Annotated in this window: 20 protein-coding genes and 2 tRNA genes; 9 read left to right on the forward strand and 13 right to left on the reverse strand. The window is 42.6% G+C overall.

Annotation, left to right across the window (positions count from 1 at the left end):
* Positions 1 to 77 precede the first annotated feature (77 nt).
* Positions 78 to 731, forward strand: a complete 654-nt coding sequence (locus tag AOC03_RS07330; RefSeq protein ID WP_062534660.1) for an RDD family protein — start codon at positions 78 to 80, stop codon at positions 729 to 731.
* 126 nt (positions 732 to 857) lie between these two features.
* Here the strand turns inward: AOC03_RS07330 and panD are convergent, their stop codons facing one another.
* Positions 858 to 1238, reverse strand: coding sequence for an aspartate 1-decarboxylase (gene panD / locus AOC03_RS07335; protein WP_062534662.1), 381 nt, complete (start codon positions 1236 to 1238; stop codon positions 858 to 860).
* A gap of 205 nt (positions 1239 to 1443) precedes the next feature.
* Positions 1444 to 2025, reverse strand: coding sequence for an aminoacyl-tRNA hydrolase (gene pth / locus AOC03_RS07340; protein ID WP_062534664.1), 582 nt, complete (start codon positions 2023 to 2025; stop codon positions 1444 to 1446).
* Positions 2026 to 2081: 56 nt separating this feature from the next.
* Between pth and AOC03_RS07345 the strand changes: the two genes are divergently transcribed.
* Positions 2082 to 2282 carry a hypothetical protein gene (locus tag AOC03_RS07345; protein WP_062534666.1) on the forward strand — a complete coding sequence of 67 codons (201 nt, stop codon included), beginning with the start codon at positions 2082 to 2084 and terminating at the stop codon, positions 2280 to 2282.
* Here AOC03_RS07345 and AOC03_RS07350 read toward each other — a convergent pair.
* The 7 genes from AOC03_RS07350 to AOC03_RS07380 all read right to left on the reverse strand — a co-directional run bounded on the left by AOC03_RS07350 (position 2261) and on the right by AOC03_RS07380 (position 8742).
* Positions 2261 to 2920 (reverse strand): 50S ribosomal protein L25/general stress protein Ctc, encoded by a 660-nt coding sequence (locus AOC03_RS07350; protein ID WP_062534669.1) that lies wholly within the window; start codon positions 2918 to 2920, stop codon positions 2261 to 2263. The two genes, AOC03_RS07345 and AOC03_RS07350, sit on opposite strands and share 22 nt — an antisense overlap.
* Positions 2921 to 3329: 409 nt before the next feature.
* The gene (locus tag AOC03_RS07355) at positions 3330 to 4274 is read right to left on the reverse strand and encodes a ribose-phosphate pyrophosphokinase (protein ID WP_062534670.1); all 945 of its coding nucleotides are present in this window, start codon (positions 4272 to 4274) and stop codon (positions 3330 to 3332) included.
* A 93-nt stretch (positions 4275 to 4367) separates the two neighbouring features.
* Positions 4368 to 4443 (reverse strand) — tRNA-Gln (locus tag AOC03_RS07360).
* A gap of 219 nt (positions 4444 to 4662) precedes the next feature.
* A tRNA-Gln gene (locus AOC03_RS07365) sits at positions 4663 to 4738 on the reverse strand.
* Between the two features lie 290 nt (positions 4739 to 5028).
* Positions 5029 to 5997 carry a 4-(cytidine 5'-diphospho)-2-C-methyl-D-erythritol kinase gene (gene ispE, locus AOC03_RS07370; protein WP_062534672.1) on the reverse strand — a complete coding sequence of 323 codons (969 nt, stop codon included), beginning with the start codon at positions 5995 to 5997 and terminating at the stop codon, positions 5029 to 5031.
* Positions 5998 to 6084: 87 nt separating this feature from the next.
* Positions 6085 to 6717, reverse strand: coding sequence for a lipoprotein insertase outer membrane protein LolB (gene lolB, locus AOC03_RS07375; RefSeq protein WP_062534675.1), 633 nt, complete (start codon positions 6715 to 6717; stop codon positions 6085 to 6087).
* A gap of 150 nt (positions 6718 to 6867) precedes the next feature.
* Positions 6868 to 8742, reverse strand: a complete 1875-nt coding sequence (locus tag AOC03_RS07380; protein WP_227514208.1) for a hypothetical protein — start codon at positions 8740 to 8742, stop codon at positions 6868 to 6870.
* Positions 8743 to 9269: 527 nt separating this feature from the next.
* Between AOC03_RS07380 and hemA the strand changes: the two genes are divergently transcribed.
* The 4 genes from hemA to AOC03_RS07400 all read left to right on the forward strand — a co-directional run bounded on the left by hemA (position 9270) and on the right by AOC03_RS07400 (position 13514).
* Positions 9270 to 10676 (forward strand): glutamyl-tRNA reductase, encoded by a 1407-nt coding sequence (hemA, locus tag AOC03_RS07385; RefSeq protein WP_062536591.1) that lies wholly within the window; start codon positions 9270 to 9272, stop codon positions 10674 to 10676.
* A gap of 563 nt (positions 10677 to 11239) precedes the next feature.
* Positions 11240 to 12376 carry an aminotransferase class V-fold PLP-dependent enzyme gene (locus AOC03_RS07390; protein ID WP_062534679.1) on the forward strand — a complete coding sequence of 379 codons (1137 nt, stop codon included), beginning with the start codon at positions 11240 to 11242 and terminating at the stop codon, positions 12374 to 12376.
* 235 nt (positions 12377 to 12611) lie between these two features.
* Positions 12612 to 13049 carry a YeeE/YedE family protein gene (locus AOC03_RS07395; protein WP_062534681.1) on the forward strand — a complete coding sequence of 146 codons (438 nt, stop codon included), beginning with the start codon at positions 12612 to 12614 and terminating at the stop codon, positions 13047 to 13049.
* Between the two features lie 45 nt (positions 13050 to 13094).
* Positions 13095 to 13514 (forward strand): DUF6691 family protein, encoded by a 420-nt coding sequence (locus AOC03_RS07400; protein ID WP_204247901.1) that lies wholly within the window; start codon positions 13095 to 13097, stop codon positions 13512 to 13514.
* 88 nt (positions 13515 to 13602) lie between these two features.
* Here the strand turns inward: AOC03_RS07400 and AOC03_RS07405 are convergent, their stop codons facing one another.
* On the reverse strand, positions 13603 to 15267 hold the full coding sequence (locus AOC03_RS07405; RefSeq protein WP_062534685.1) for an AMP-binding protein: 1665 nt from the start codon (positions 15265 to 15267) through the stop codon (positions 13603 to 13605).
* A gap of 279 nt (positions 15268 to 15546) precedes the next feature.
* On the opposite strand from AOC03_RS07405, the gene AOC03_RS07410 reads away from it, so the two are divergent.
* On the forward strand, positions 15547 to 17712 hold the full coding sequence (locus AOC03_RS07410; protein ID WP_062534687.1) for an NADPH-dependent 2,4-dienoyl-CoA reductase: 2166 nt from the start codon (positions 15547 to 15549) through the stop codon (positions 17710 to 17712).
* Positions 17713 to 17970: 258 nt separating this feature from the next.
* Positions 17971 to 18510 (forward strand): hypothetical protein, encoded by a 540-nt coding sequence (locus AOC03_RS07415; protein ID WP_062534689.1) that lies wholly within the window; start codon positions 17971 to 17973, stop codon positions 18508 to 18510.
* 124 nt (positions 18511 to 18634) lie between these two features.
* Here AOC03_RS07415 and AOC03_RS07420 read toward each other — a convergent pair whose 3' ends face one another.
* The 3 genes from AOC03_RS07420 to AOC03_RS07430 all read right to left on the reverse strand — a co-directional run bounded on the left by AOC03_RS07420 (position 18635) and on the right by AOC03_RS07430 (position 21292).
* Complete coding sequence (locus tag AOC03_RS07420) at positions 18635 to 19393, reverse strand: lysozyme inhibitor LprI family protein (RefSeq protein ID WP_062534691.1); 759 nt, start codon at positions 19391 to 19393, stop codon at positions 18635 to 18637.
* Positions 19394 to 19461: 68 nt separating this feature from the next.
* Complete coding sequence (locus tag AOC03_RS07425; RefSeq protein ID WP_062534693.1) at positions 19462 to 20163, reverse strand: DUF1003 domain-containing protein; 702 nt, start codon at positions 20161 to 20163, stop codon at positions 19462 to 19464.
* 109 nt (positions 20164 to 20272) lie between these two features.
* The gene (locus tag AOC03_RS07430; protein WP_062534695.1) at positions 20273 to 21292 is read right to left on the reverse strand and encodes a lipoate--protein ligase; all 1020 of its coding nucleotides are present in this window, start codon (positions 21290 to 21292) and stop codon (positions 20273 to 20275) included.
* A 337-nt stretch (positions 21293 to 21629) separates the two neighbouring features.
* Between AOC03_RS07430 and AOC03_RS07435 the strand changes: the two genes are divergently transcribed.
* A complete protein-coding gene (locus AOC03_RS07435) occupies positions 21630 to 22736 on the forward strand; it encodes an alkene reductase (protein WP_062534697.1) in 1107 nt (368 codons plus the stop codon).
* Positions 22737 to 22876 lie beyond the last annotated feature (140 nt).

Here is a 22876-nt window from a genome sequence, read left to right on the forward strand (position 1 = left end):
ATTAGGATAATATCCGATAAGCCCTCAAATTACGGTACAATAGCCACATTATTCACTGCTTGCTATGAGCTCGTGCCATGTCTAAAAGTACCCCAAAAACGTCTATTAAGTCTAAACCTCAAAGAAGAGTGCCACAAAGACGCACTCCAGATATCGAAGAACCAGTCATTGCACACCCAATGGAGCGGGTTATTGCCATTGTCTATGATGGGATGCTGATATTGGCATTGCTATTCTTGGTAGGCACGGTGCTGACTGTTATTGGCACTTTGCTGACCATGCAAACCGGTACAGACTCGGCACAGGCGCAGTCATTGCCCACATGGTATCAGAACTTCATTATGACGCCCTCATTTGTACTGACGCTGGTGGGCTTCTATGGCATGTTTTGGCGTCGTGGTGGTCAGACGCTGGGTATGCAAACGTGGCGGCTGAAAACAGTCAATAATGCGGGTCATTTGCTCACTTGGGGGCAATCATTTAGACGTATTCTAGCAGCCTGTTTGATGCCTTTATTGTGCGGTGTTATTGGGAGTTTGATTGGTGGTTCACGTGCTGTATTATTGACCAGTGTATTTTTTGGGTTTATCTTTAACTATATCTTCTGTCTGTTTAACAGTCGCGGGTTGGCGGTACAAGATATGCTATCCAATACCATTACTTTAAAAATGCCCAAAGTAGAGCAAGAAGGCTTATGGCGTGGCTTTAGAAACCGGAAAAAAAATAAATAGCCTTAAGATAAATAGCTTAAAGGTAAAATAGCTTGGAATTGAAATATAATAATAAAAAAGGCTGAGTCTTCATTGAGACTCAGCCTTTTTGTTGCTTAACCATTTTATCAGGCTATCTGAATAATACTAAGCGACTTGTACCGGAATGATATTGGCGGTGTCTTTAACGGTATTGTCTTCGTTGCAATACACCAGTTTTGGCAGATAGGTATCGGCTTCGGCTTCATCAAAATGGGCATAGGCGCAGATGATAACGATATCACCAATATCTGCCATGTGTGCAGCAGCACCATTGAGAGAGATAATACCTGAGCCTGATTCAGCGCGTATGGCGTAGGTACGAAAGCGTTTGCCGTTAGTGACATTGTAGATGTCAATCGACTCGTTTTCGCGCATACCAGCAAGGTCTAGTAAATCGCTATCAATACCGCAAGAGCCTTCATAATGGAGTTCGGCATGCGTGACGCGGGCACGGTGCAATTTGCATTTCAGCATATTAAGTAGCATAAAGTGCTTCCTTAGCGTAACAAAAGTAATCAGTTAATGGGGACGAATAGAACGAAATAAAAGGTCGGGGAAAGTCTTGATAACTTCACTTCAACTATTGGTTCTACTCTAAAATATAAAGTCGTGCTGCTGTTAGCACTGATGCTAAAGCAGACGTTACTTTAAAAATAAGTGCTTCTATCAAATTAAAAAATATCTGACCCTATCAGTCGGGTAGCTTAAAGCCATTAATCTTTTCGCGGGCACGCTCAACATCACCGTCTAATAATAACGGTAGCGCCTCAAAAGCGACAGTAAGCGCACTATCAATATCAATTTGCTCGTTAGCAGAGGCTTTCGACAACACATGACCGCTGACTTTCGACTTATGCCCTGGATGACCAATACCGACACGCAAGCGGTGAAAATCGCTACCAATATGCGGCGTGATATCACGCAGACCATTATGTCCACCATGACCACCACCTGTTTTCAGCTTGATGCTCCCTGCCGGAATATCCAGTTCATCATGCGCAATCAGCAGTTGATTATTCGCAATATTATAAAAATTAACCATCGGCACAACGGATTCACCGGACTTATTCATAAAGGTCAGCGGTAATAATAAACGTACATCATGACCATGAATTTGCCCACGTCCTGTCACCCCATGGAACTTTTTGTCAGGGCTCAGCGTAATGTTGAACTGCTGCGCTAAATGCTGTACGAACCAAAATCCTGCATTATGGCGCGTAAACATATACTGCTGACCTGGATTACCAAGACCGACGATAAGTTTTATGGACATGAGGGTACTCTGCTTGTAATCAATAAGTTGGAAATGGTCATATGAAAGGAGGGGCGATGAGCATGAAGCTCTATAGCATCAAGAATAAAGCGCTCGTTCCAAACGGCGCTTATTTCCAAATGCCACTTACAAAAACAGCAGGAGACATTTATCCCCTGCTGGTTTTAATAACAAGCGAACAGACTGCTGCTAATACGCCATTTTTGCGTCTAACGAGCAGTATGCGGCAGGCTTATTATTCTGCATCTTTAGTTTGAGCAGTTGCAGGAACTTCGCTAGCATCAACAGTAGCGGTATCAACTTCTTCAACCGTAGGTGCCTGCATGTTCACGATAGTACGGTCGTGTGCATCTTCCATATCAAGGTCAAATAAGATCACGCCTTCAGGCAGTTTGATGTCTGATAACCTGAACAAATCACCGATTTCCATACCAGATACGTCTACTGCTAGATATTCAGGTAGCTGTGATGGTAGGCAAACGATTTCAACATCAGTAACTACTGTAGATAAGATACCTGACTTTTTAGTACCAGGTGCATCTTCAGCACCAGTGAAATGTAGAGGAACATTCATGTTGATTTTTTGACCTTTCACAATGCGCTGGAAGTCAGCATGCATTGGGAAACCTTTAGCAGGATGGCGTTGTAGGGCTTTAATAACCGCTTGCTCTTCTACGCCGTCAACAGTAATGGTCAAAATATGTGAGAAGAAGGCTTCAAATTCAAGCGCTTTTACCAATTCATTGATTTTGATAGAGATTGATGCAGGCTCTTCGTTGCCACCATAAATGATTGCAGGAACAAGATTCTGCTTACGTAGGCGGCGGCTCGCACCTTTACCTTGAAGTTCGGCAGAACGGTCAACTGCATTTAATGCAAAATGATTAATGCTCATGGATATAATCCTAATAAAAGAGTGATGAAGTGTCTGATCATAAAAAAGTGGATTTGCGACCAATCCACGATTGCGTGATGATAATGCTAAGTTGTGCTCATCCATCATACAATGAATCACAACAAATTAAACTATCCGCTACCGCCAATCATCCATCATGATATGAAATATCGTATCGTGGCAGACGTTGTCGAGTAGTGTGATCAGCACTTATGTTAGTACCGCTTTGTTCACATAGAACAAATAGTCAGCACAGGCGCGCATTATACGTGCTTTCGTAGTAATAATAAAGGCTTACAAATAACCCCTAGCGCCAAAAGTCTAATATCAATATCAGATCTTGGTGCTAGGGGTTAGTCAACATACTTTGATAATCAGCTCATTTATTTAAATAAATGACGCAAATAGCTTATTCAAACATCGCGCTGATAGATTCTTCGTTATTAATACGGCGTAGGCTCTCAGCTAGCATCGGTGCGATAGATACTTGACGGATTTTGCTACAAGCTTTTGCGGCAGCAGATAACGGAATCGTATCGGTAACCACGATTTCATCGAGTGATGATTCACTGATGTTTTTTAGCGCATCACCAGATAATACAGCATGAGTGATGTAGGCAAGCACGCGACGTGCACCATTATCTTTCAGGGCTTGAGCGGCTTTACATAACGTACCAGCCGTATCAACCATATCATCAACGATGACGCAATCGCGGTCACGAACATCACCAATGATATTCATCACTTGTGATTCATTCGCACGGGCGCGACGTTTATCAATAATGGCTAGGTCAGTATCACCCAATAGTTTTGCCATAGCACGGGCACGAACCACACCACCAACGTCAGGTGATACCACCATGATATTGTCATAGTCTTGTTTTTGTAGGTCATTCAATAGAACAGGCGTGCCGTAGATATTATCAACAGGTATGTCAAAGAAACCTTGAATCTGGTCTGAGTGCAAATCAACGGTCATCACGCGGTCAATGCTCACAATATTGAGCATATCAGCCACGACTTTGGCAGAAATAGGCACACGAGCAGAACGGGGACGACGGTCTTGACGTGCATAACCAAAATATGGCATTACGGCAGTAATACGACCGGCACTTGAACGACGCAACGCATCAGCCATCATCATGATTTCCATCAAGTTATCATTAGATGGCGCACAAGTAGGCTGCATGATAAAGACATCTTTACCACGGACATGCTCTTTGATTTCCACAGCAATTTCGCCGTCAGAAAAACGAGTAATGTCAGCTTTACCAAGAGGAATATGGAGGTGGTCGGCTACGGTTTTCGCTAATTCAGGGTGGGCAGTACCGGTAAAAATCGCCAAATAAGGCATGACTGAAGTCCTATTGATTAACTCAAGCAGAGACCGCTAAGCAGTGTCAAACTGCCCAAATTAAGAAAATTGTGATGGATGATTCGTAGAAAATGGCAGGGGTAGCTGGACTCGAACCAACGGATGTCAGGATCAAAACCTGATGCCTTACCAACTTGGCTATACCCCTGTAACGTCTAGGCTGTGCAAACGCTGCGGTCTAATGGTTTAATATTAGAATAACGCTGCTGCCGTTTTAACTTATTTAATAAACAGATAAGCTGTCTAATAAACAAGGTTTCCTAACGGTGTTCGTTGCGAACTATACCGAAATTGGAAGGGTGTTGTCAATTACTATGACACAGGTTATCGTTGATAACCTATATCTGTGCAATACAAACTGAAAATATGGCAGGGGTAGCTGGACTCGAACCAACGGATGTCAGGATCAAAACCTGATGCCTTACCAACTTGGCTATACCCCTATTGTGGCGACCTATTATAAATAAATAATTTGCTTTTGCAAGTCATTTGCGCTTTTTTAGGGCTTTTATTCATAATCAGTCGATATTTTAGCAAATTAAGAGCGTAAAACCTATTATATGCCATCGTTTAAACGGTAATACAGTAAAAGAGGTTTAAATCCAGTGTTTGGAAGATAGACCTAAACACTATAATTTGTGTATGGTAATCCTGAAAATGATAGCCTTAAATATCGTAGCCCTAAATATTGTAGCCTTAAATATCGTAGCCCTGAACATTGTCGTCCTGAACATTATAAATTATTCACCAGATAAGCAGGGCAAGGCGCATGATTTATCCACTCTGCCAGTATTTCTTGGTTATCAGTGACGCTGCTATCTACCGGTAAAAAGACAGCACTGCCTGACCCCGTCATTCTTGCAACCCCCAAGGCTTGTGTTTCTAATGTACGCAGATAGGCTAATGCTTGCGTCACCGCTGGCGCTAGACTTTCGACCACTGCGGTAAAGACGTTATGATAAGGGGCGTCAAGCGCTTGTGTATAGTGCGCTGATTGCTGATTAATCGTCGCAGTAGTCAGCGCATTCATATCGCGGCGTAGTTTTGGGTGTGCGAACAGCTCTTTAGTATTAATATGAGCGTTTGGTGTTAATAATAAATACTGCTGATGTGGCAAATCAATCGGTGACAGCTGCTCACCAATACCCATTGCAATGGCATCCTGCCCAAAGATAAAAATGGGTACGTCAGCGCCAATTTTTGCGCCAATAGCCATAAGTTCATCACTATGAAGATTAAGCTGCCAAAGCTCATTTAATACCAGTAAGGTGGTTGCGGCATTGGATGAGCCGCCGCCCAATCCTGCGCCCATAGGTAGGCGCTTATCTAAGGTCACTTGCACGTGTGGCAGCTGTTCAGGTAGCTTATTTGACTGTATAGCAAACGTGAGTAATGCGCGTGCTGCTTTAAAGATTAAATTATCGGCTATGCTGGTGGTTATCGCGTCAGCACCCGCCACTGTGAGTAGCTGCCCGCAGAGCGTATTGAGATGATTAATATCGGTAGCACTTTTAACAGCCGTCACTATTAAGTGATCGGTGACTACAAAATGCAGATAATCTCCCCAGTCGAGCAGGCGAAATACGGTTTGTAGGTTATGATAGCCATCAGCACGCTTACCAGTAATATGCAAAAACAGATTGATTTTTGCAGGTGATAAGCGGGTGATAGGGGTGTGTAGAACCGTTGTATTTTCAGTCATAAAAAGTGCTCTCTAGCAACAATCCGTCTTTATAAACAATCAATACTTACTAAAACAGTCACTCGTTTAGCCACTTTAATGATTAATTTAGCGACTTTGATGATTAATAGTCATCACTACTTTTTGACCTTGTGGCTGAACGGCACTGATTTTATTGGGCAATTTATCACTACCTTTATAGGTAAAGTTTGCGGTCCAATTGCCATTGACTGAGCTAATGAGACGACCTTGCGCATCTGTTTGTGGGGTGCTGTCTGACGGTGCAGAACGTCCAGAAATCCAATAGGGCATTTGTGAGATAGGTGCTTGCCAACCCGTTGCTTTTTGTAGCAAGGTTTCAGGATTATTGGCGGTAAGTGCGCCTGTTTTTTCGCTGACTAAGGTTGCTGTTTGACCGTCATATTCGATGTTGGTTTTACCAATTCCTAATGCGCCAATCAGCTCAATAGCAAAGCGTTCATTTTGCTGTCCCCACGCATAGAAGGCACTACCGCCTTGGGCTGCGGCATTTGTGCTGCCATTAGCCGGTGTAGTGACGCCAATTTTACCCGTGATATTGAAGTTATCCAGTTTTTGCGCTTGGATAGTTGGCGTGGGTTTCGTACTGGTATTTTTAGCAGGTAGTGATTGACAGCCCGCGGTAAATGCTAGCATCGCGGTAAGAGTGCCAAATGTGGCTAATTTGGTAAGGTTATAATGAGATATTTTTAAAACTGACATGATATTTCCTCAAAGACTATCCATTAAAAAAAGCGGCAATCAACATTTTGACAGCTAAGCTTAACGGTTATTTGTTACTCAGTTATGCGCTGTTGTTTCTTTCTTATAAACCGCGTGTGTCATTGCTGAGTGATTAGGCATAAATTGCGCTTAATACAGCTGAATACGGTCAGTGACGTCATCTTTTCCAAATGAAAAGCGCTGTTGTAAATCAGCTAATAGTGCGGCTACCTTGTCACTGTCACCCAAACCCTGATAGGCTCGGAGCAATAATACGCCTGAGCGTAGGCTTGGTAAGACGTCATAAGGAGTTTGTAAATATTCAATAACTTGGGCGTAATTATTGTTGGCTAAGGCACTACTTGCCAATATATTTAACGCCTGCAAGTGCAGCTCATTGTCATAGCGTGGGTCATCATAGCGAATCTGAATGATGGCAGTTGCTAGCGCTAATCCTTGCTCGGAGTTACGGTCATTAGCTAATAATAATTTTGCGTAACTCAGTTGATAAGACAAGTCTCTCGGATCAAGTGCTTGTAAGTGATTGAGCAAGGTGCGCTTAACTACATAATCCTTCACGTCATCAAGCAACTGCGCACGGGCAAATAATATTATTTCACTGTCAGGATATTTACGGCTGCTACGTGTGAGCAATCGTAGCGCCTCATCTGCCTCATCTTGCTGTAATAACACGTCCGCTTGCAGCACATAGCTCTCAGGCGCAAAGACTTCAAATTGTTGGCGTAGCGTTTCTAGTGTGGCTAGAGCGGCATCAACATTATTATTAAGCAGCTCAAATGCCACCACTTTTTTACGTGCCGCCAGTACTAAGTCCTCTTGCATGACGCCATTTAAATAATATTTTGCTTGTTCAAAACGCTGCTGGCGCTCAGCACTAATGCCCAAATAGTAATAAGCTTGATCAAGATAGGTTGGGTTTTTTGCCAGCATATTGAGCAGCGTATCCGCAGTACGATATTCTTCAATATCTAAACTCACCAGCGCGGCTAACAAGGTGATTTCAGCATCGTCATCGAAGCGATTATGTGCCTCAAGCAACAGCTTCCACGCCTTATCGCTTTGCTTAAGATCTAGCAAGTAACGAATCTCATACAGATATAAGCTTTTGCTCGCGGGATTACGAAAACGCGCTTGGCTCACATAATTAATGACCGTTGCCGCAGGTTCGATTTTACGTAAGATATCGGCTTTTAATGTGATAAAGGGCACATAGTCCGGCTGACTCATTAAGGCACGCTCAATATGGACAAGGGCTAATTCGGGTTCGTTAAATTGATAGAGTAAGCCCGCTTTTAGTACCGATAATGAGGCGTTTTGTTGGCTGTCAATCGGTTGCAGGGCGGCAAGCAGCTCGCGTTGGTCGCTGTCGGTAGTCGGATAAATCCCAATCAAAATCTCACTCAAATCTGCGCGTGGATCATAGCGTAAAATACGACTTAGCGTTTCTCCCGCTAAAGTATAATCATGCGCTTTTAGCGCCAAATGTGCCACATAAAACCAAGCAGGAACATGGTCAGGATTTTGGTCTTGCCATTTTTTCGCAAACTGTAGCGAGCTGTTAATATCCTCATTGCGCAGTGATAAACCAAGTGCCCGCTCAAATACCACAGTCGCATCTTCTTTAAAAGATTGTTGCTTATAAATGGTCAGGGCACGCGCTGTATTACCGCGATCAGCAGCAAACTCGGCATCTAAAAGCGCATAAAGGCTGGGTTCATTTAGAGTCGGTTTTAATATCATGGTCGATGGCAAGCCATTCACATTTGCCGTTGATTTGGTGGTATGTGTCTCATTGATATTATTAAGGCTATTTTGATTTTCGCTAGTCTGTGGCTTTGCGGGGTCAGATGCTGAATTGTTAGATGTTGAACTATTAATAAATAGTGAGCTGGGTAGCAAAGCGTCGAACAACGGGCTTAAAAGATGCGCGTGTGCAGGGGTATTAAGGAACAGAAAAGCGCCCAACAACAAGGTTGGTTTACGACGCTGGAACCGTTTATTCATAATTATTCGCAAGAGAACCTCAATGCAATATTGACCTTTACGCATGGCAATAAAGCGAAACAGAAACCCAAAAAAAGCCATAAACCGTATTATTCATCCATAAAGAGACAGGTTACCGTAAAGACGTGATGGTTAAGACGTGACCGTAAAGACATTATAGACTTATAATAAAGCTATTATAGAAGTAGATAACCGCAGTAAACAACACTACTCATGTTACACATTTGCACGTAACATTGTTAATCATTAGTCAATCGGTATTGATTTGTAGCTTGTCTGCCCAAATACAGACAATTCACATGGCAGTACTGCGTTGAGTATTAAATAAAAATACTAACAGTGATACAATAAGCGGTTTTATATTTATCACCGCCTGTTTTCAATCTATTCAAATCAATAATATCGCATAATTGACTCAATAACCTGTGTCTGTTGGCAGTGTGCTGCAAGCCGAAATTAATAAGGCTTTTTAAATCAGCGTGGCAGCTTCACAAGTACGTGAGCATTATGTTTATGGTCTATCAATAATGAGATTAGTGGTCATTGGGGTCAATCATAAAACCGCACCAGTCGCTTTGCGTGAGCGCTTGGCGTTTGTGGGTGACGATGTGAACACCGCGCTTGGGCAACTTAGAAGCTTTACGGATGGCGGTGTCATTGTATCGACGTGCAATCGCACTGAAATCTATGCGTTGATGCCACTAGACGATAATATCCCAGTTGATAATGCCTCGCTTACTCATCCTCAGTTCAATAACGATACGCTTAATAATGTCCAAACCAATCGTAGAAATGAAGCCACAGTAAACACTGGTGTCACAGTGGCAACCATGAATGACTATATTTCTCATATTAAGCATTGGCTAGCGGACTTTAAAAAGCTACCGCTTGCTGAGGTTGAGCCGTATCTATATGTGCATCGCGATACTCATGCGATTACCCATTGGTTGCGAGTGGCAGCAGGGCTTGATTCCATGATACTGGGTGAGCCGCAAATACTGGGACAAATTAAGCAAGCGGTACATTTGGCGCACACCGAACAGGCAATCAGTGGTCAGCTGAGCTGGATTATCGATCAGGTGTTTGCTGCTTCTAAGCGCGTGCGTAATGAGACCAATGTGGGCGCACACGCTGTATCGCTTGGCTTTGCTGCTGCTAAATTAGTCACGCAAATTTTTGATAATCTAGCCAGTCGTACCTTATTGGTTGTGGCGGCAGGAGAGATGAATCGGTTAGTAGCGACCCATATAGCAGGGCTTGGGGTGGGGCGGGTTATTATCTGTAATCGTAGTCCTGAGCGTGCTGAAGCCTTAGCGGCGACGTTGCGGCAACCAAATCGCCGCGTGGATGTTTATCCGCTCACTGAGCTGCCACAAGTATTGGCAGAAGCAGACATTATCAGCAGTTGTAGTGGTAGCATGGATATATTAATTGACAAAACCATGACGGCACAAGCGCTAAAACGTCGTCGTTATCAGCCCATGCTGATGATTGATTTGGCAGTACCGCGTGATATTGACCCGACCATCAGCCGCATGGATGATGTATATCTGTATTCTGTCGATGACTTGCAGCACGTTATTGCTGGTAATCTTGAGCAGCGCCGGCAAGCCGCGGTTGATGCGGAACTCTTGGTCAGTCAGCTGGTGGTTGAGATGGAAAGACGCTTTCAAGTGCGGCAAGTAGGTAAAGACATTCAGCACTATCGCAGCCGTACTCAGGAGCAAGTAGCGCAGCTATTAACTGCCTCGCTGACTCAACTTGAGCAAGGGGATAGCAGTGCTGAAGAGGTCATTACTGAATTGTCGCGGCGTCTTACCCAGACCTTAAATCACGCCCCATCAAAGCTTATGCGTAAGGCGGCACGTGAAGGCGATAGCGACTTGCTTAATTTTGTAGTATCCAGTCTACATGACGCGTATCGTCAGCGTTAGCTTATCATCAGCGTTAATAGAACAAATCATTGTCAACATTCATAATCAATGCTAATATCGAGCTGTCAGAGTTATCCTAATTTAAGTTATAAATTAGGATTTATTTGATAAAAATATATTATGGCTGTTACCATTACTTTATATCGCGGTTACGCTTAATTTAGCCAACCGTCTACTGAAAGATTATAGTCATATCATAACGGTCATGTTATAACTATCATTAAGTAAGTCTAGCTAAGCCAGTTTAGTTAAATAATGAATATGAGCCAAAACAGTCCTCTTATCATCTGTCTGTCACCGCGCAGCAATGATAATGGTACTGATAGCATATATAGCCTTGCATCAGATATACCCTTACTAACGGCAATAGCGCTAGGATAAAGTGCTATATCGTCAACCCCGTGTCGTACTTTCTAGCAACGCCCTTAGTTGAACCTATCATTAGCAGTACTCATAGCGATATGTAGAGTCTTTGTATCATCTCATAGGGCTATATTCGATATTTAACTGTGTCCACATTTTAACAACCCGCAAATAATCTAACAACAAACAAGGAATGTCCCATGCCTGCATTACGTCAAGATATTGATCCAGAAGGTTTATTAGAATACTCAGTAGTTTATACTGACCGCGCTCTAAACCACATGTCAAAAGCCTTTCAGCAAGTGATGAACGATTTATCAACTGACTTAAAAGCAGTTTATAATGCTGATGCGGTTGCTATCGTTCCCGGTGCTGGTACTTATGGCATGGAAGCAGTAGCTGCCCAATTGGCACAAAACCAAGATTGCGTCATCATCCGTAATGGTTGGTTCAGCTATCGTTGGACGCAAATCTTAGAAAAGAACAATATCGGTAACACGACTACCGTTCTAGCGGCTGACCGTACTGAAGATACCGATGCGCCAAAACCATTTGCACCTGTCGATATCGAAACTGCCGTTGCTAAAATCAAAGAATTGAAGCCTGGTATCGTTTTTGCACCACACGTTGAAACGTCAGCTGGTATCATTTTGCCAAACGACTATATCAAAGCATTGGGCGAAGCGGTTCATAGCGTTGGTGGTTTATTGGTTATCGACTGTATCGCCTCTGGTTGTATCTGGCTTGATATGAAAGAATTGGGTATTGACGTATTGATCAGTGCGCCACAAAAAGGCTGGAGCAGCACCCCTTGTGCCGGTGTTGTGATGTTAAGTGACAACGCAGTTGCAAAAGTAGAAAGCACCGAATCTAATAGCTTTAGCCTTGACTTAAAACAATGGTTAACCGTGATGCGTGCTTATGAAAATGGCGGTCATGCTTATCATGCGACTATGCCTACTGACAGCTTACGTCAATTCCGTGACACTATTAACGAAGCCAAAGAAATTGGTCTAGATAAATTATGTGACGCACAGTGGGAACTTGGTAATAAAATCCGTGCCTTGCTAGAAGGCAAAGGCATTGAAAGTGTTGCTGCTGAAGGCTTTAAAGCGCCAGGTGTTGTGGTTTCTTACACTGAGCGTGATGACATGAATAAAGGTACAGTGTTTGGTGAGCTTGGTATGCAAATCGCAGCGGGCGTGCCATTAAAATGTGATGAGCCAGCTAACTTTAAAACGTTCCGTTTAGGTCTATTCGGTTTTGATAAACTGACTGACGTTGACGGTGCGGTTAAGCGTTTTGAAGATGTGTTGAATCAAGTATTGGCTAAATAAACCCATACATTTGGCAGATGATTTGCTCATTAATTTGATAAGTAGTTTGCTAAATAATACAGATTATTAGTGCTAAGAAAAATACTGAGCCACTGGTATTCATATCGGGTTCAGTATTTTTTTACCTATTTATTATACTTTATAATATAATGTTTAATAGCATATAGATTTAAAGTTGGATTTTAAAGTTATATTTTCAACTAGCGCTTATAAAAATTAGCATAGGTAGACCGTTATGAGTATACAGATAGACTGGCAAGTATTTACGCCCATCTCGTTAGTAGGGGGTTTAATATTAGGCGTTGCAACCGTTATTTTGCTATTAGGTATTGGGCGTATTGCAGGTATTAGTGGTATTGCTTCAAGCTTACTTCAGCCCAAAAAAGTGGAGCTGTGGCAAGTTCTTTTTATACTCGGACTGATTATTTCGCCACTGTTGTATCAGCTGTTTGCTACATTACCGGCAATGGAAGTGACTGACTCTTTACCATTATTAATCGCCGCAGGATTAATTGTGGGCTTCGGTACGCGGCTCGGTTCGGGTTGCACTAGCGGTCATGGTATTTGCGGTAATGCGCGCCTGTCGCCTCGGTCGATGGTAGCAACGGTGACCTTTATAGGGTTCGGTATCTTGACGGTTTATATCGGTCGGCAGTTATTGGGCGTTCTTTAGGATTTACTTGATTTAAAAATAAGCGTCGAGGCAAGTGAGATAATTATGCTAAAAAATATGATTGGGCTAGTAGCAGGGTTGTTATTTGGATTTGGACTGCTTATATCAGGTATGACCAATCCTGCCAAAGTACAAGGGTTCTTAGACGTGTTTGGTGCGTGGGATATCTCATTGGCGCTAGTGATGGGTGGCGGCTTAATAGCGGCAATCGTTGGCGTACAAATAGCGAAACGTCAAAAAATCAGCTGGATTGGTACACCGATAGAGATGCCCACTAAAACCACCATTAATAAAAAACTGCTTATGGGGGCGATACTATTTGGTATCGGTTGGGGCTTGGTTGGTATTTGCCCTGGACCTGGTATCGTAATGCTTGGTACCGGAGTTTGGCAAGCCTATGTCTTTATTCCTGCCATGATTATTGGCATGCTGATATATCAATGGCTTGAGCCTAAATTAAACTAATATCAAATTTTAAAAATAAGTAAAAAGGTCAGCCTAACTTTTATTAGGGTGACCTTTTTTATCATAAATAACTTACTATTTTATAAGATTATTCTGGGTTTATAGTTACTTTGCTGGTTTCATGCGCCATTGATTTGGCTGCTTGACGCAATTCGAACTTTTGCACTTTGCCCGTACTGGTTTTTGGAATTTCAGCGAAAATAATGTGCTTGGGTACTTTGAATCCTGCTAAATGTTGTCGGCAATGCTCAATCACGGCATCACGCTGTAAGGTGCTACCGTCATATATTTCGATAAAAGCAATCGGTACTTCGCCCCATTTATCATCGGGCGCAGCAACGACGGCGCAACTTTGAATCGCAGGCATTTTATATAAGACATTTTCGACTTCAATACTAGAAATATTCTCACCGCCCGATATGATGACGTCTTTGAGTCGGTCCATAATTTTAATATAACCATCAGGCTGTTTAACGCCTAAGTCTCCAGTTCGAAACCAGCCGTCAGCAAACGCGGCTTCAGTGGCTTTGCGACTTTTGAGATAGCCTTTCATCACCATATTGCCGCGCAGAGCAAGCTCGCCCATATCTTCACCATCAGCTTTTACTGGCTCGGTGGTGCCTTGTTTAAAGACGTCAAAGCCAGTCATGAGATGTGATATAACACCTTGGCTAGATTTCTTTTGAGCGCGAGCGGCAACATCGAGCGCCGCCCAATCGTCTTGTTCCGCGCAAACCGTCACCGGTCCATACACTTCGGTCAAACCATACACGTGGGTGATATCAAAGCCCATTTCTTCCATGTGTGCCAACATCGTCTCTGACGGCGGCGCACCGGCAACCCAGCCTTTAACCTTATGAGTAATCGCGGCTTTATATTCAGGTTTACCATTAGCAAGCATGTTATGAACCACGGGCGCTGAGCAATAATGGGTGACTTTATATTTGGCAATTAGCTGTAACATTAAATCCGCATCCATTTTTCGCAAACAGACATTAACGCCTGCGCGCTCAGCGATAGACCACGGAAAGCACCAACCGTTACAATGAAATAATGGCAGCGTCCACAGATACATCGGATGCTTGGGCATGTCCCAATCTAGTATATTAGAGATAGCATTAAGTGCTGCACCGCGATGATGATAGACCACACCTTTTGGCGTGCCTGTTGTACCCGACGTATAGTTAAGAGAAATCGCATCCCACTCATCTAGCGGTCTTTCCCAATTGTCTAAATTGTCTGCGCTGTCGATTAATTCTTCATAACTCATTTGCCCAAACCTTTCCACATTAACAGCGATATCGGTGGCATGAATAATGATTAAGTTGGGGAAAGTTTCAATAATCAGCTCGGCAAGGTCGGCAAATTCACTATCCATGATTAACACTTTGGCTTCAGAATGTTGCAGGCAAAAAGTGAGCGCATTAATATCAAGGCGGGTATTTAAAGTACACAATACGCCCGCTGACATGGGCACGCCAAACGCACATTCAACCATGGCAGGAGTATTCGGCATCATCACCGCGACGGTGTCATTTTTATCAATACCAAGCTTACGCAAACCGTCCGCCAGTTGCCGACAGCGCGTAAAAGTCTGCTGCCACGTTTGGGTAAAGTGGTTGTGTTCAAGGTCATCATAGATAATAGCTGTTTTGTCTGGATATACCTGCGCACTACGGATAATAAAATCAATGGGCGTTAGCGGTTGGTAATTGGCATCATTTTTACCAAGTCCGGTATGAAAGTCGGTCATTGTGATAATCCTTTATCTAAATGAGAACGGTTGGTTTGTGCCATTGGTTGGAGAGCGTATTCATAATTATTATAGGTAAGTAGAACTAAAAAGTAAGATGAATTTGTAACCGTTTTGCACTGTGCGCCATTAATTTTTAAGAACAGCAATTATTGCTCACTCGTCAGTCGCATGCATGAATGGCTGATAATAATGGCGGTGTGATACGATAGGTGACAACTGTCTATTAATATTATTTATTGATAGAGTACTCTTCCATCGATTCAAAAGGATAATGACATGAGCGCCCGCATCGATACTGCAAGCCACAATCCTAGCATTACCATTGATGCTACTATTAGCACTACCGATAAGAACGCCCATTATCCGCATTTATTTGAGCCGTTAGATTTGGGCTTTACTACCTTAAAAAATCGGGTGGTCATGGGTTCAATGCACACAGGACTTGAAGACCGTTTTTATAATTACGGTAAGCTTGCTGCGTACTTTGCCGAACGTGCCAAAGGTGGTGCGGCAATGATGATTACCGGTGGTATTTCGCCCAATCGTGAAGGATGGTTGCTCCCTGCGGGCGGTACGATGAATAGCAAAATGGATGTGCGTAACCATCAAAAAATAACCAAAGCGGCGCATAAATACGACAGCAAAATGATTATGCAAATTTTGCATAGTGGTCGCTACGGTTACCATCCCTTTGTAGTGTCAGCAAGCCCGATTAAGTCACCCATTTCACCGTTTAAACCACGCAAAATGAGCATTAAGAATATCGAACAAACGGTTAATGATTTTGCTCGCTCAGCACGATTGGCCAAGCAAGCGGGCTATGATGGTGTTGAGATTATGGGCTCGGAAGGCTATTTGCTAAACCAGTTCCTATCGCGTCATGTGAATAAACGTACTGATGACTATGGCGGTGATATTCATAATCGGATGAAGTTTGCAGTTGATGTGGTCAAAGCCGTTCGCGCTGAAGCTGGCGAAGATTTTATTATTCTGTTTCGCTTATCGGTGATTGATTTAGTGACAGACGGCAACATCATGGATGAAGTGATTACGGTAGCAAAAGCTTTAGAAGCGGCTGGCGTGACCATTATCAATACCGGTATTGGCTGGCATGAAGCGCGTGTACCGACGATTGTGACCAGCGTTCCGCGCGCGGCCTTTGTTGATTTTACGAGCGAAATTAAAAAACACGTTAGCATTCCAGTCATGGCGGCAAACCGTATCAATATGCCCGATACGGCTGAAAATATTATCGCCAGTGGTCAAGCGGATTTGGTGCAAATGGCTCGTCCATTCTTAGCCGATCCGAATTGGGTAAATAAAGCCAAAAATGGAGAAGTGGATCGTATTAATACTTGCATTGCTTGTAACCAAGCCTGTCTCGACCATACTTTTGAGAATAAGCGCTCAACGTGTTTGGTCAATCCGCAAGCCTGTTATGAGACCGAATTGGTCTATAAAAAAGTTAAAAAACCTAAAAATGTAGCCGTTATTGGGGGCGGGGTTGCTGGTATGTCAGCCGCTCATGTCGCTGCTTTGCGTGGGCATAACGTCACGTTATTTGAAGCCAAAGATATCTTAGGCGGGCAGTTTAACTACGCCAAAGTTATCCCCGGTAAAGAGGAATTCTTTGAGACCATTCGCTACTATATCAATGAACTTGCACATTTAGGCGTTGAAGTTAAGCTGAATACCAAAGTTGACAAAGCATTGCTGGAGGCGGGCAATTTTCATCATGTCATCGTGGCAACCGGTGTCGTGCCAAGATGCCTAAAAGGCAAACTAGAAGGCACTGACTTGCCGCAAGTGATGAGCTATGCAGAATTGCTATCTGGGCAAAAATCAGTCGGTAATACCGTTGCGGTCATCGGTGCTGGCGGCATTGGCTTTGATGTCAGTGAATATCTCACCGCCAATCACGGTCAGGCATTAGATGAGCTGGGCGCTGAGGTGTTAAAAGACCCAACGTATCGTCCAAAAGCGCAATCGGTCAGCGAGTGGCGGGAAGAGTGGGGCGTGACTGCTGACCCTGATTATCAAACCGAAGGAGGTCTCATTGAGACTGGCGACATTACCCCTGTGCGCCAAGTGTATCTGATACAGCGTACCAAAGGTCGCTTGGGTAGTGGTCTCAATAAAACCTCGGGCTGGGTGCATCGCGCTCATGTCAAATCGCATGGCGTCATCCAAGTCTCAGGCGCACAGTACGAAAAAATCACCAATGAAGGCATTTGGATCACCAATAACCAAGGTCAAAGTCAGCTATTGCGGGTAGATAGCGTGGTGGTCTGTGCCGGTCAAGAATCTGTGGTTGAGCTGATGCCGAATGTTGGCGATGCGCCTGATGCGCAATATCATCTGATTGGTGGCGCAAAACTAGCGGCGGAGCTAGATGCCAAACGAGCGATAAGAGATGGGGCTGAAGTGGCGGCGGGGATTTAAGAGGTTAAAGGAGTAGAGGGGGTTAGTGATAGCGTAATCCCCCCTAAACTTATTATTTAAACTGCTTGCTGATATCATCAATTTCAGAAGTATGCTGTATCTTTTGCAAGAAATCTCTCAATAAAAGTTTTATGTTCATCCTCATGTAAATAGTCTATAGTTCGATGCTAAACGAGAACATTAGTTACTTTTATAAAATTATAAATCTATTCAAATGGATTTTTAGTTTTCTCTATTTATTTTTCAAAGGAAATGAACATGAGCTTTTTATTAAAAGTGACTGCTGGTGCGTTGCTTACCGCTACTTTTAGTATGTCGGCGCAAGCCCAAACGTTGAAATCAGCAATCAGTCAAGAAATTATAAGTAACGTGAAATTCTTAAATTTGGAAAGTGAAAAAACCTTTATTCAAGATTCAGAGTATTTAGACGATGAGCCTATGGTATTTGATTTCAATGATCAAAACATAGTAATGAATGATATAAATGCTGATGGCATTAATGATGCTATAGCTCTACTTTTTTATTGTGAAAAAACCAGTTGTCATGGTACAACACACAGTTCAGATCTGGTGGTGTTTAAAGGACTTGGCAAAAATCAGTTTAAACGATTGGGTTCAGTACCACTTGGCGTGAATGCAAAAATCAATAATGTGAACAAAGGAGTTATTAATCTTACCTCGTATGAGTATGGTGATGATGATCCAGGATGTTGTGCGACAAAAGAAACTAAACGAAATTTTAAAATAAAAAACAATCAGCTTGTGGAAGTTGGTTATTTAAATCGTATTTCCAATTAGCTTTAAAGCTACGATTTATCAGATAAAGATATAGATAAAAGTTTGCCACAAAAAAGCGTAGGGTGGGTTAGCGATAGCGTAACCCACACAATTTCTGTTTTTAATATCTAATGGCGTGTTACGTTTAATTCTCACGCTCTAATAAAATACCGTCAAAATAACCACGCACACCACAACGCCCCGAGCTAAATTGATAATTAATATCTTTTAATAGTAACTGAGTTTTACCTTTATAAGGGGCAGGGTATAATCTTAGCTCAGCATCTTTATCTTGGCTATTATCATGAATTACCCAGTGATTTTGTGACCATGTCGCTACACTGTCTTCAATACCACAAGTATGCGCATTATCAAAAATTAAATCGCCCTCAATGAGCGAAAGATAAGGTTTATTATTGACTCGGTTGATAGTTGCTGAATTTTTTGCCATTCCTGCATTTTCTTGACGGTTAGTTTCAGGATTATAAATTGAAATTTGGTGCTTTTTAGAAAATTCTCCAAACGCATTTTTATCGGGCATGTCAGAAGAGCTTAGATCATCGTTCCAATCATCGTATGTTTTATCTTCGATATACTCTTTATATTCACGAATAAGGCACTTGGTATCTTTACAGGTATTACGCTGAAAATTTAACCATAATTGTTGATCCGCAATAACATTGTTTTTATAATCTTTGCTAACTTCGTAATCGGGTACATTCGCAAGATTTTTTCTATACTTCCTTGCCATGGCATCATCAAGCTTAAAAAGCTCAGGACTTTTACAAATAGCTTTTTCTACCCAAGTAGAAGCTTTATTACAATCAAAACTTGCCGAATTTGCATAAGTGGATAATAGGGAAATGCCTAAAATACTGCTTATGGTTAAGGTGAGCTTTTTCATATTATTCTCGTTTTTAAATATTGACTGTACTTTAATAAAGCTAAGATAGGAATAGTAGGAGTACAGTTCTAATGCTTTTTGCTCATTTCAGATAATAAATCGAGTTGCATTTCTTGTATTTCAGCCAGCCTATCCCATTGGTGCATTAACAGGTGATCGAGTTTTTCATGCAAGTGTTGAATCTCAAGCTCGGCTTTTAGGTTGATTTGATAATCATTTTCTGAGCGCAATCGGTCTTTGGTTTCTTGTCTATTTTGGCTCATCATAATCACAGGTGCTTGAATCGCAGCGATACAGGACAATATTAAATTCAATAGAATAAACGGATAAGGGTCAGCAGGATGGGCGACCATCACCACGGTATTGATGATAATCCAAATGGCGAGAAAAATAGCAAAACAAATAAGAAACGTCCAACTGCCGCCAAACGTAGCAATTTTATCTGCCAAGCGTTCCCCAAAAGTCCACTCTTGATCGAGGGTGGTATCTACATCTTTGGTGATGAGTTCATGATGTTGCATACTTTTAATCAATTCAGATTCAAGATCGGTCACTTCACCTTTTTCAGACTTTAGCGATGCTTGCACATACTGCATACGATACTTGCTTAAATCGGTTGGGCAAATATAGTCGTTAAGTGAATAGTCGGGAAAATCATTTGAGATTTCTGCGGTAATGGTTTTGCGCACTGCGCCTAGAGGTGTGAGGATTTTTATCGGATAGTTTTGTCCACAGACAATACAGCGATGAGATTCATTTTTTTTATTCATAACCACACCTTTTTATAATAATCGTAGCGTTGTTGGATAAGGTAGATATTGACACGCTGTGTAAAGCATACGGCTGAGTATATCTACTCTTATTAGCTAACAAACAAACTTAACTTTCCATCTCTTTAATTAACCACTGCTCAAAATCATTAATGTGAGCTGCTAAATCTGAATGCGCTGTTTGCAATTTATCGAGCTTGGCTTGAATCTCATGCTTATCGTATTTGATGCCAGTTAATGTCTCTTTTAATAACTCAATCAACTCCACATTGAGCGCGTCAGAGAAAATCACCACCTCGCTAATCACCGCTTGCTTCACATCAAGATGCAAATCAATCATGCCCCAATCAAAACGCGTCTCCAATCGATGCGAGAACTCAGGCGTTTTACCAAAGCGCCACTCCCAATCCGCCATTTGCTGATAGTATTTATTTAACGACGGCTCTTTTGCGAGCGTATTTTCATCCAAATCTTCTACTGCTACTGTTTGCCCGTAGTAGTCACAAAATGCTTCGATAATGGCATTGGATAATATCTCGTGATTGATAGAGTCATTAAATTCAACCAAGTTAGCAACGCGAGAACGCACCGATTTAATGCCTTTGGCTTGTAATTTTAGCGGATGCGGATTGAGATAATCGCCCAGCTTTTGCATATCGGCATTGACCAGTAATGTGCCGTGATGAAAGCTGCGGTCGGCGGCATGTTTAAAGGCGCTGCCAGAAATTTTCTTATCGCCAACTTGCATATCGTTACGACCTGATAGCGTAGCGTCTATACCCAACTTTTTAAGCGCATTAATGATAATGGTAAAGTTTGCGTTTTGATCGTAGTCGCTTTTAGGAGATAAAAAAGTAAAGTTGGTATTGCCCAAATCATGAAAGACCGCGCCACCGCCACTTTGACGACGCGCTAGGAAAACATTGTCTTCTTCCATTTTATCGGTCTTGCATTCCACCCACGGATTTTGCGAGCGTCCGATGACTACGGTTTCTCTATTGCGCCATAAAAATAGCGTATGCGAATCGGGTGCTTTTTTATCATTGCCAAGCGTATTAAATATCCAGTCTTCGGTTGCCAAGTTAAACCAAGGATTGGTCACCGCAGATTTTAAAATGCGTAGTTTCATTTATAGTTCTCTTTGTCGGTTGGTTGCTATAAATTGGATACGGTCATTTTTACTGATGCGGGGTTAAAACTCAATGATTATCTGGTATGGAAGTGGCGTAAGGTACGTCGAATGTTCGGGATTGCGCTGCGCTATTTAAAAGCCTTATAAGGCTCGGTAAACAGTGACTTTAGCGTACAAAGAAAGCGTTGTTTTTGTTTGTAATGATTGATTGAATAACGCCCTCAATGCCCTATAAAAGGAACTCATAAAGGATAAGTTACCACGCCTTTTTTAAATACTAAGCACAAGTTCGACGATGAATAGTCGTCATAAATAACAACAAATAGGGCAGATTATGGCACACGATACTTTATTTGAACCGGTAAAAATGGGTACGCAAACGTTAAAAACCCGTATTATCATGGCACCATTGACCCGTCTACGGGCAGTTGAACCGGGCGATGTACCTACCGCATTGGCAGGAGAATATTACTCGCAGCGCGTTGGAGCAGGTTTAATTATTGCTGAGGCGACGCAAGTCTCTTTTCAAGCAAAAGGTTACGCGGGCGCACCAGGCGTGCATACCCAAGACCAGATGATAGCTTGGAAAGCCATTGTTGATAATGTCCATGCTAAAGGTGGCAAAATTGTGCTGCAACTTTGGCACACAGGTTTGGTCGCGCATAAAAGTGTGCAACCTAATAGCCAAGTGCCGATTTCGGCATCTGATATCGAAGTTGGCATTCGCACCTCGCTGCGTGATAGTGACAATCAAGCCATCCGTGTCGATGCCACCAAGCCGCGCCCCGCTACTCTTGATGAGATTGCGCAAGTGGTTACTGACTTTGGACATGCGACTCGTAACGCACGCAAGGCGGGCTTTGATGGTATCGAGATTCATGGCGCTCACGGTTATTTGTTACAGCAGTTTTGGGCTGAGTATACCAATAAGCGCACGGACGAATATGGTGGAAGTAAGGAAAATCGCGCGCGGCTAACGCTTGAGGTCATTGATGCTTGCATTGAAGCGTGGGATAGTAATCATGTTGGCATTCGTATATCACCGCTTGGCACTTTTAATAATGTCGAAGCAGGCTACCATGAAGACGAAAATATTTGGCTGATTGAGCAGATAAATAAACGCGGGATTATGTATCTGCATTTATCTGAGCCAGATTGGGCAGGGGGCACGCCTTACAGTGATGATTTCCGTCAGCGCGTGCGTAATACTTTTGATAATATGATTATCGCAGCAGGTGGATACACGGTCGAAAAGGCAGAAAGAAACATTCGCGAAGGTTATATTGATGCCGTTGCTTTTGGGCGCGATTATATTGCCAATCCTGATTTGGCGGAGCGTATTCGTCAAGATGCCCCGCTAAATAAACAGCACCCTGAAACGTTTTATGGCGGCGGTACGGTTGGCTATACCGATTATCCGTTTATGAATGCCGCGCAATAAAGCATTTATTAAAATCAATAATGTACTGATAGCTTTATATATAAAGTAAGAAGTTACCTATAAAGTAAGAAAAGCCACCTCAATAATTCAGGTGGCTTTTTTATGCCGATTAATCTGCTTATTTTAGAAGATTGCTGTAG

This window comes from Psychrobacter urativorans, assembly GCF_001298525.1.
GTDB classification, from domain to species: domain Bacteria; phylum Pseudomonadota; class Gammaproteobacteria; order Pseudomonadales; family Moraxellaceae; genus Psychrobacter; species Psychrobacter urativorans_A.

Coding starts and splice junctions, on each gene's coding strand:
- AOC03_RS07330 (WP_062534660.1), top strand. CDS start 78: ATGTCTAAAAGTACCCCAAAAACGTCTATTAAGTCTAAACCTCAAAGA.
- panD (WP_062534662.1), bottom strand. CDS start 1,238: ATGCTACTTAATATGCTGAAATGCAAATTGCACCGTGCCCGCGTCACG.
- pth (WP_062534664.1), bottom strand. CDS start 2,025: ATGTCCATAAAACTTATCGTCGGTCTTGGTAATCCAGGTCAGCAGTAT.
- AOC03_RS07345 (WP_062534666.1), top strand. CDS start 2,082: ATGAGCATGAAGCTCTATAGCATCAAGAATAAAGCGCTCGTTCCAAAC.
- AOC03_RS07350 (WP_062534669.1), bottom strand. CDS start 2,920: ATGAGCATTAATCATTTTGCATTAAATGCAGTTGACCGTTCTGCCGAA.
- AOC03_RS07355 (WP_062534670.1), bottom strand. CDS start 4,274: ATGCCTTATTTGGCGATTTTTACCGGTACTGCCCACCCTGAATTAGCG.
- ispE (WP_062534672.1), bottom strand. CDS start 5,997: ATGACTGAAAATACAACGGTTCTACACACCCCTATCACCCGCTTATCA.
- lolB (WP_062534675.1), bottom strand. CDS start 6,717: ATGTCAGTTTTAAAAATATCTCATTATAACCTTACCAAATTAGCCACA.
- AOC03_RS07380 (WP_227514208.1), bottom strand. CDS start 8,742: ATGAATAAACGGTTCCAGCGTCGTAAACCAACCTTGTTGTTGGGCGCT.
- hemA (WP_062536591.1), top strand. CDS start 9,270: ATGAGATTAGTGGTCATTGGGGTCAATCATAAAACCGCACCAGTCGCT.
- AOC03_RS07390 (WP_062534679.1), top strand. CDS start 11,240: ATGCCTGCATTACGTCAAGATATTGATCCAGAAGGTTTATTAGAATAC.
- AOC03_RS07395 (WP_062534681.1), top strand. CDS start 12,612: ATGAGTATACAGATAGACTGGCAAGTATTTACGCCCATCTCGTTAGTA.
- AOC03_RS07400 (WP_204247901.1), top strand. CDS start 13,095: ATGCTAAAAAATATGATTGGGCTAGTAGCAGGGTTGTTATTTGGATTT.
- AOC03_RS07405 (WP_062534685.1), bottom strand. CDS start 15,267: ATGACCGACTTTCATACCGGACTTGGTAAAAATGATGCCAATTACCAA.
- AOC03_RS07410 (WP_062534687.1), top strand. CDS start 15,547: ATGAGCGCCCGCATCGATACTGCAAGCCACAATCCTAGCATTACCATT.
- AOC03_RS07415 (WP_062534689.1), top strand. CDS start 17,971: ATGAGCTTTTTATTAAAAGTGACTGCTGGTGCGTTGCTTACCGCTACT.
- AOC03_RS07420 (WP_062534691.1), bottom strand. CDS start 19,393: ATGAAAAAGCTCACCTTAACCATAAGCAGTATTTTAGGCATTTCCCTA.
- AOC03_RS07425 (WP_062534693.1), bottom strand. CDS start 20,163: ATGAATAAAAAAAATGAATCTCATCGCTGTATTGTCTGTGGACAAAAC.
- AOC03_RS07430 (WP_062534695.1), bottom strand. CDS start 21,292: ATGAAACTACGCATTTTAAAATCTGCGGTGACCAATCCTTGGTTTAAC.
- AOC03_RS07435 (WP_062534697.1), top strand. CDS start 21,630: ATGGCACACGATACTTTATTTGAACCGGTAAAAATGGGTACGCAAACG.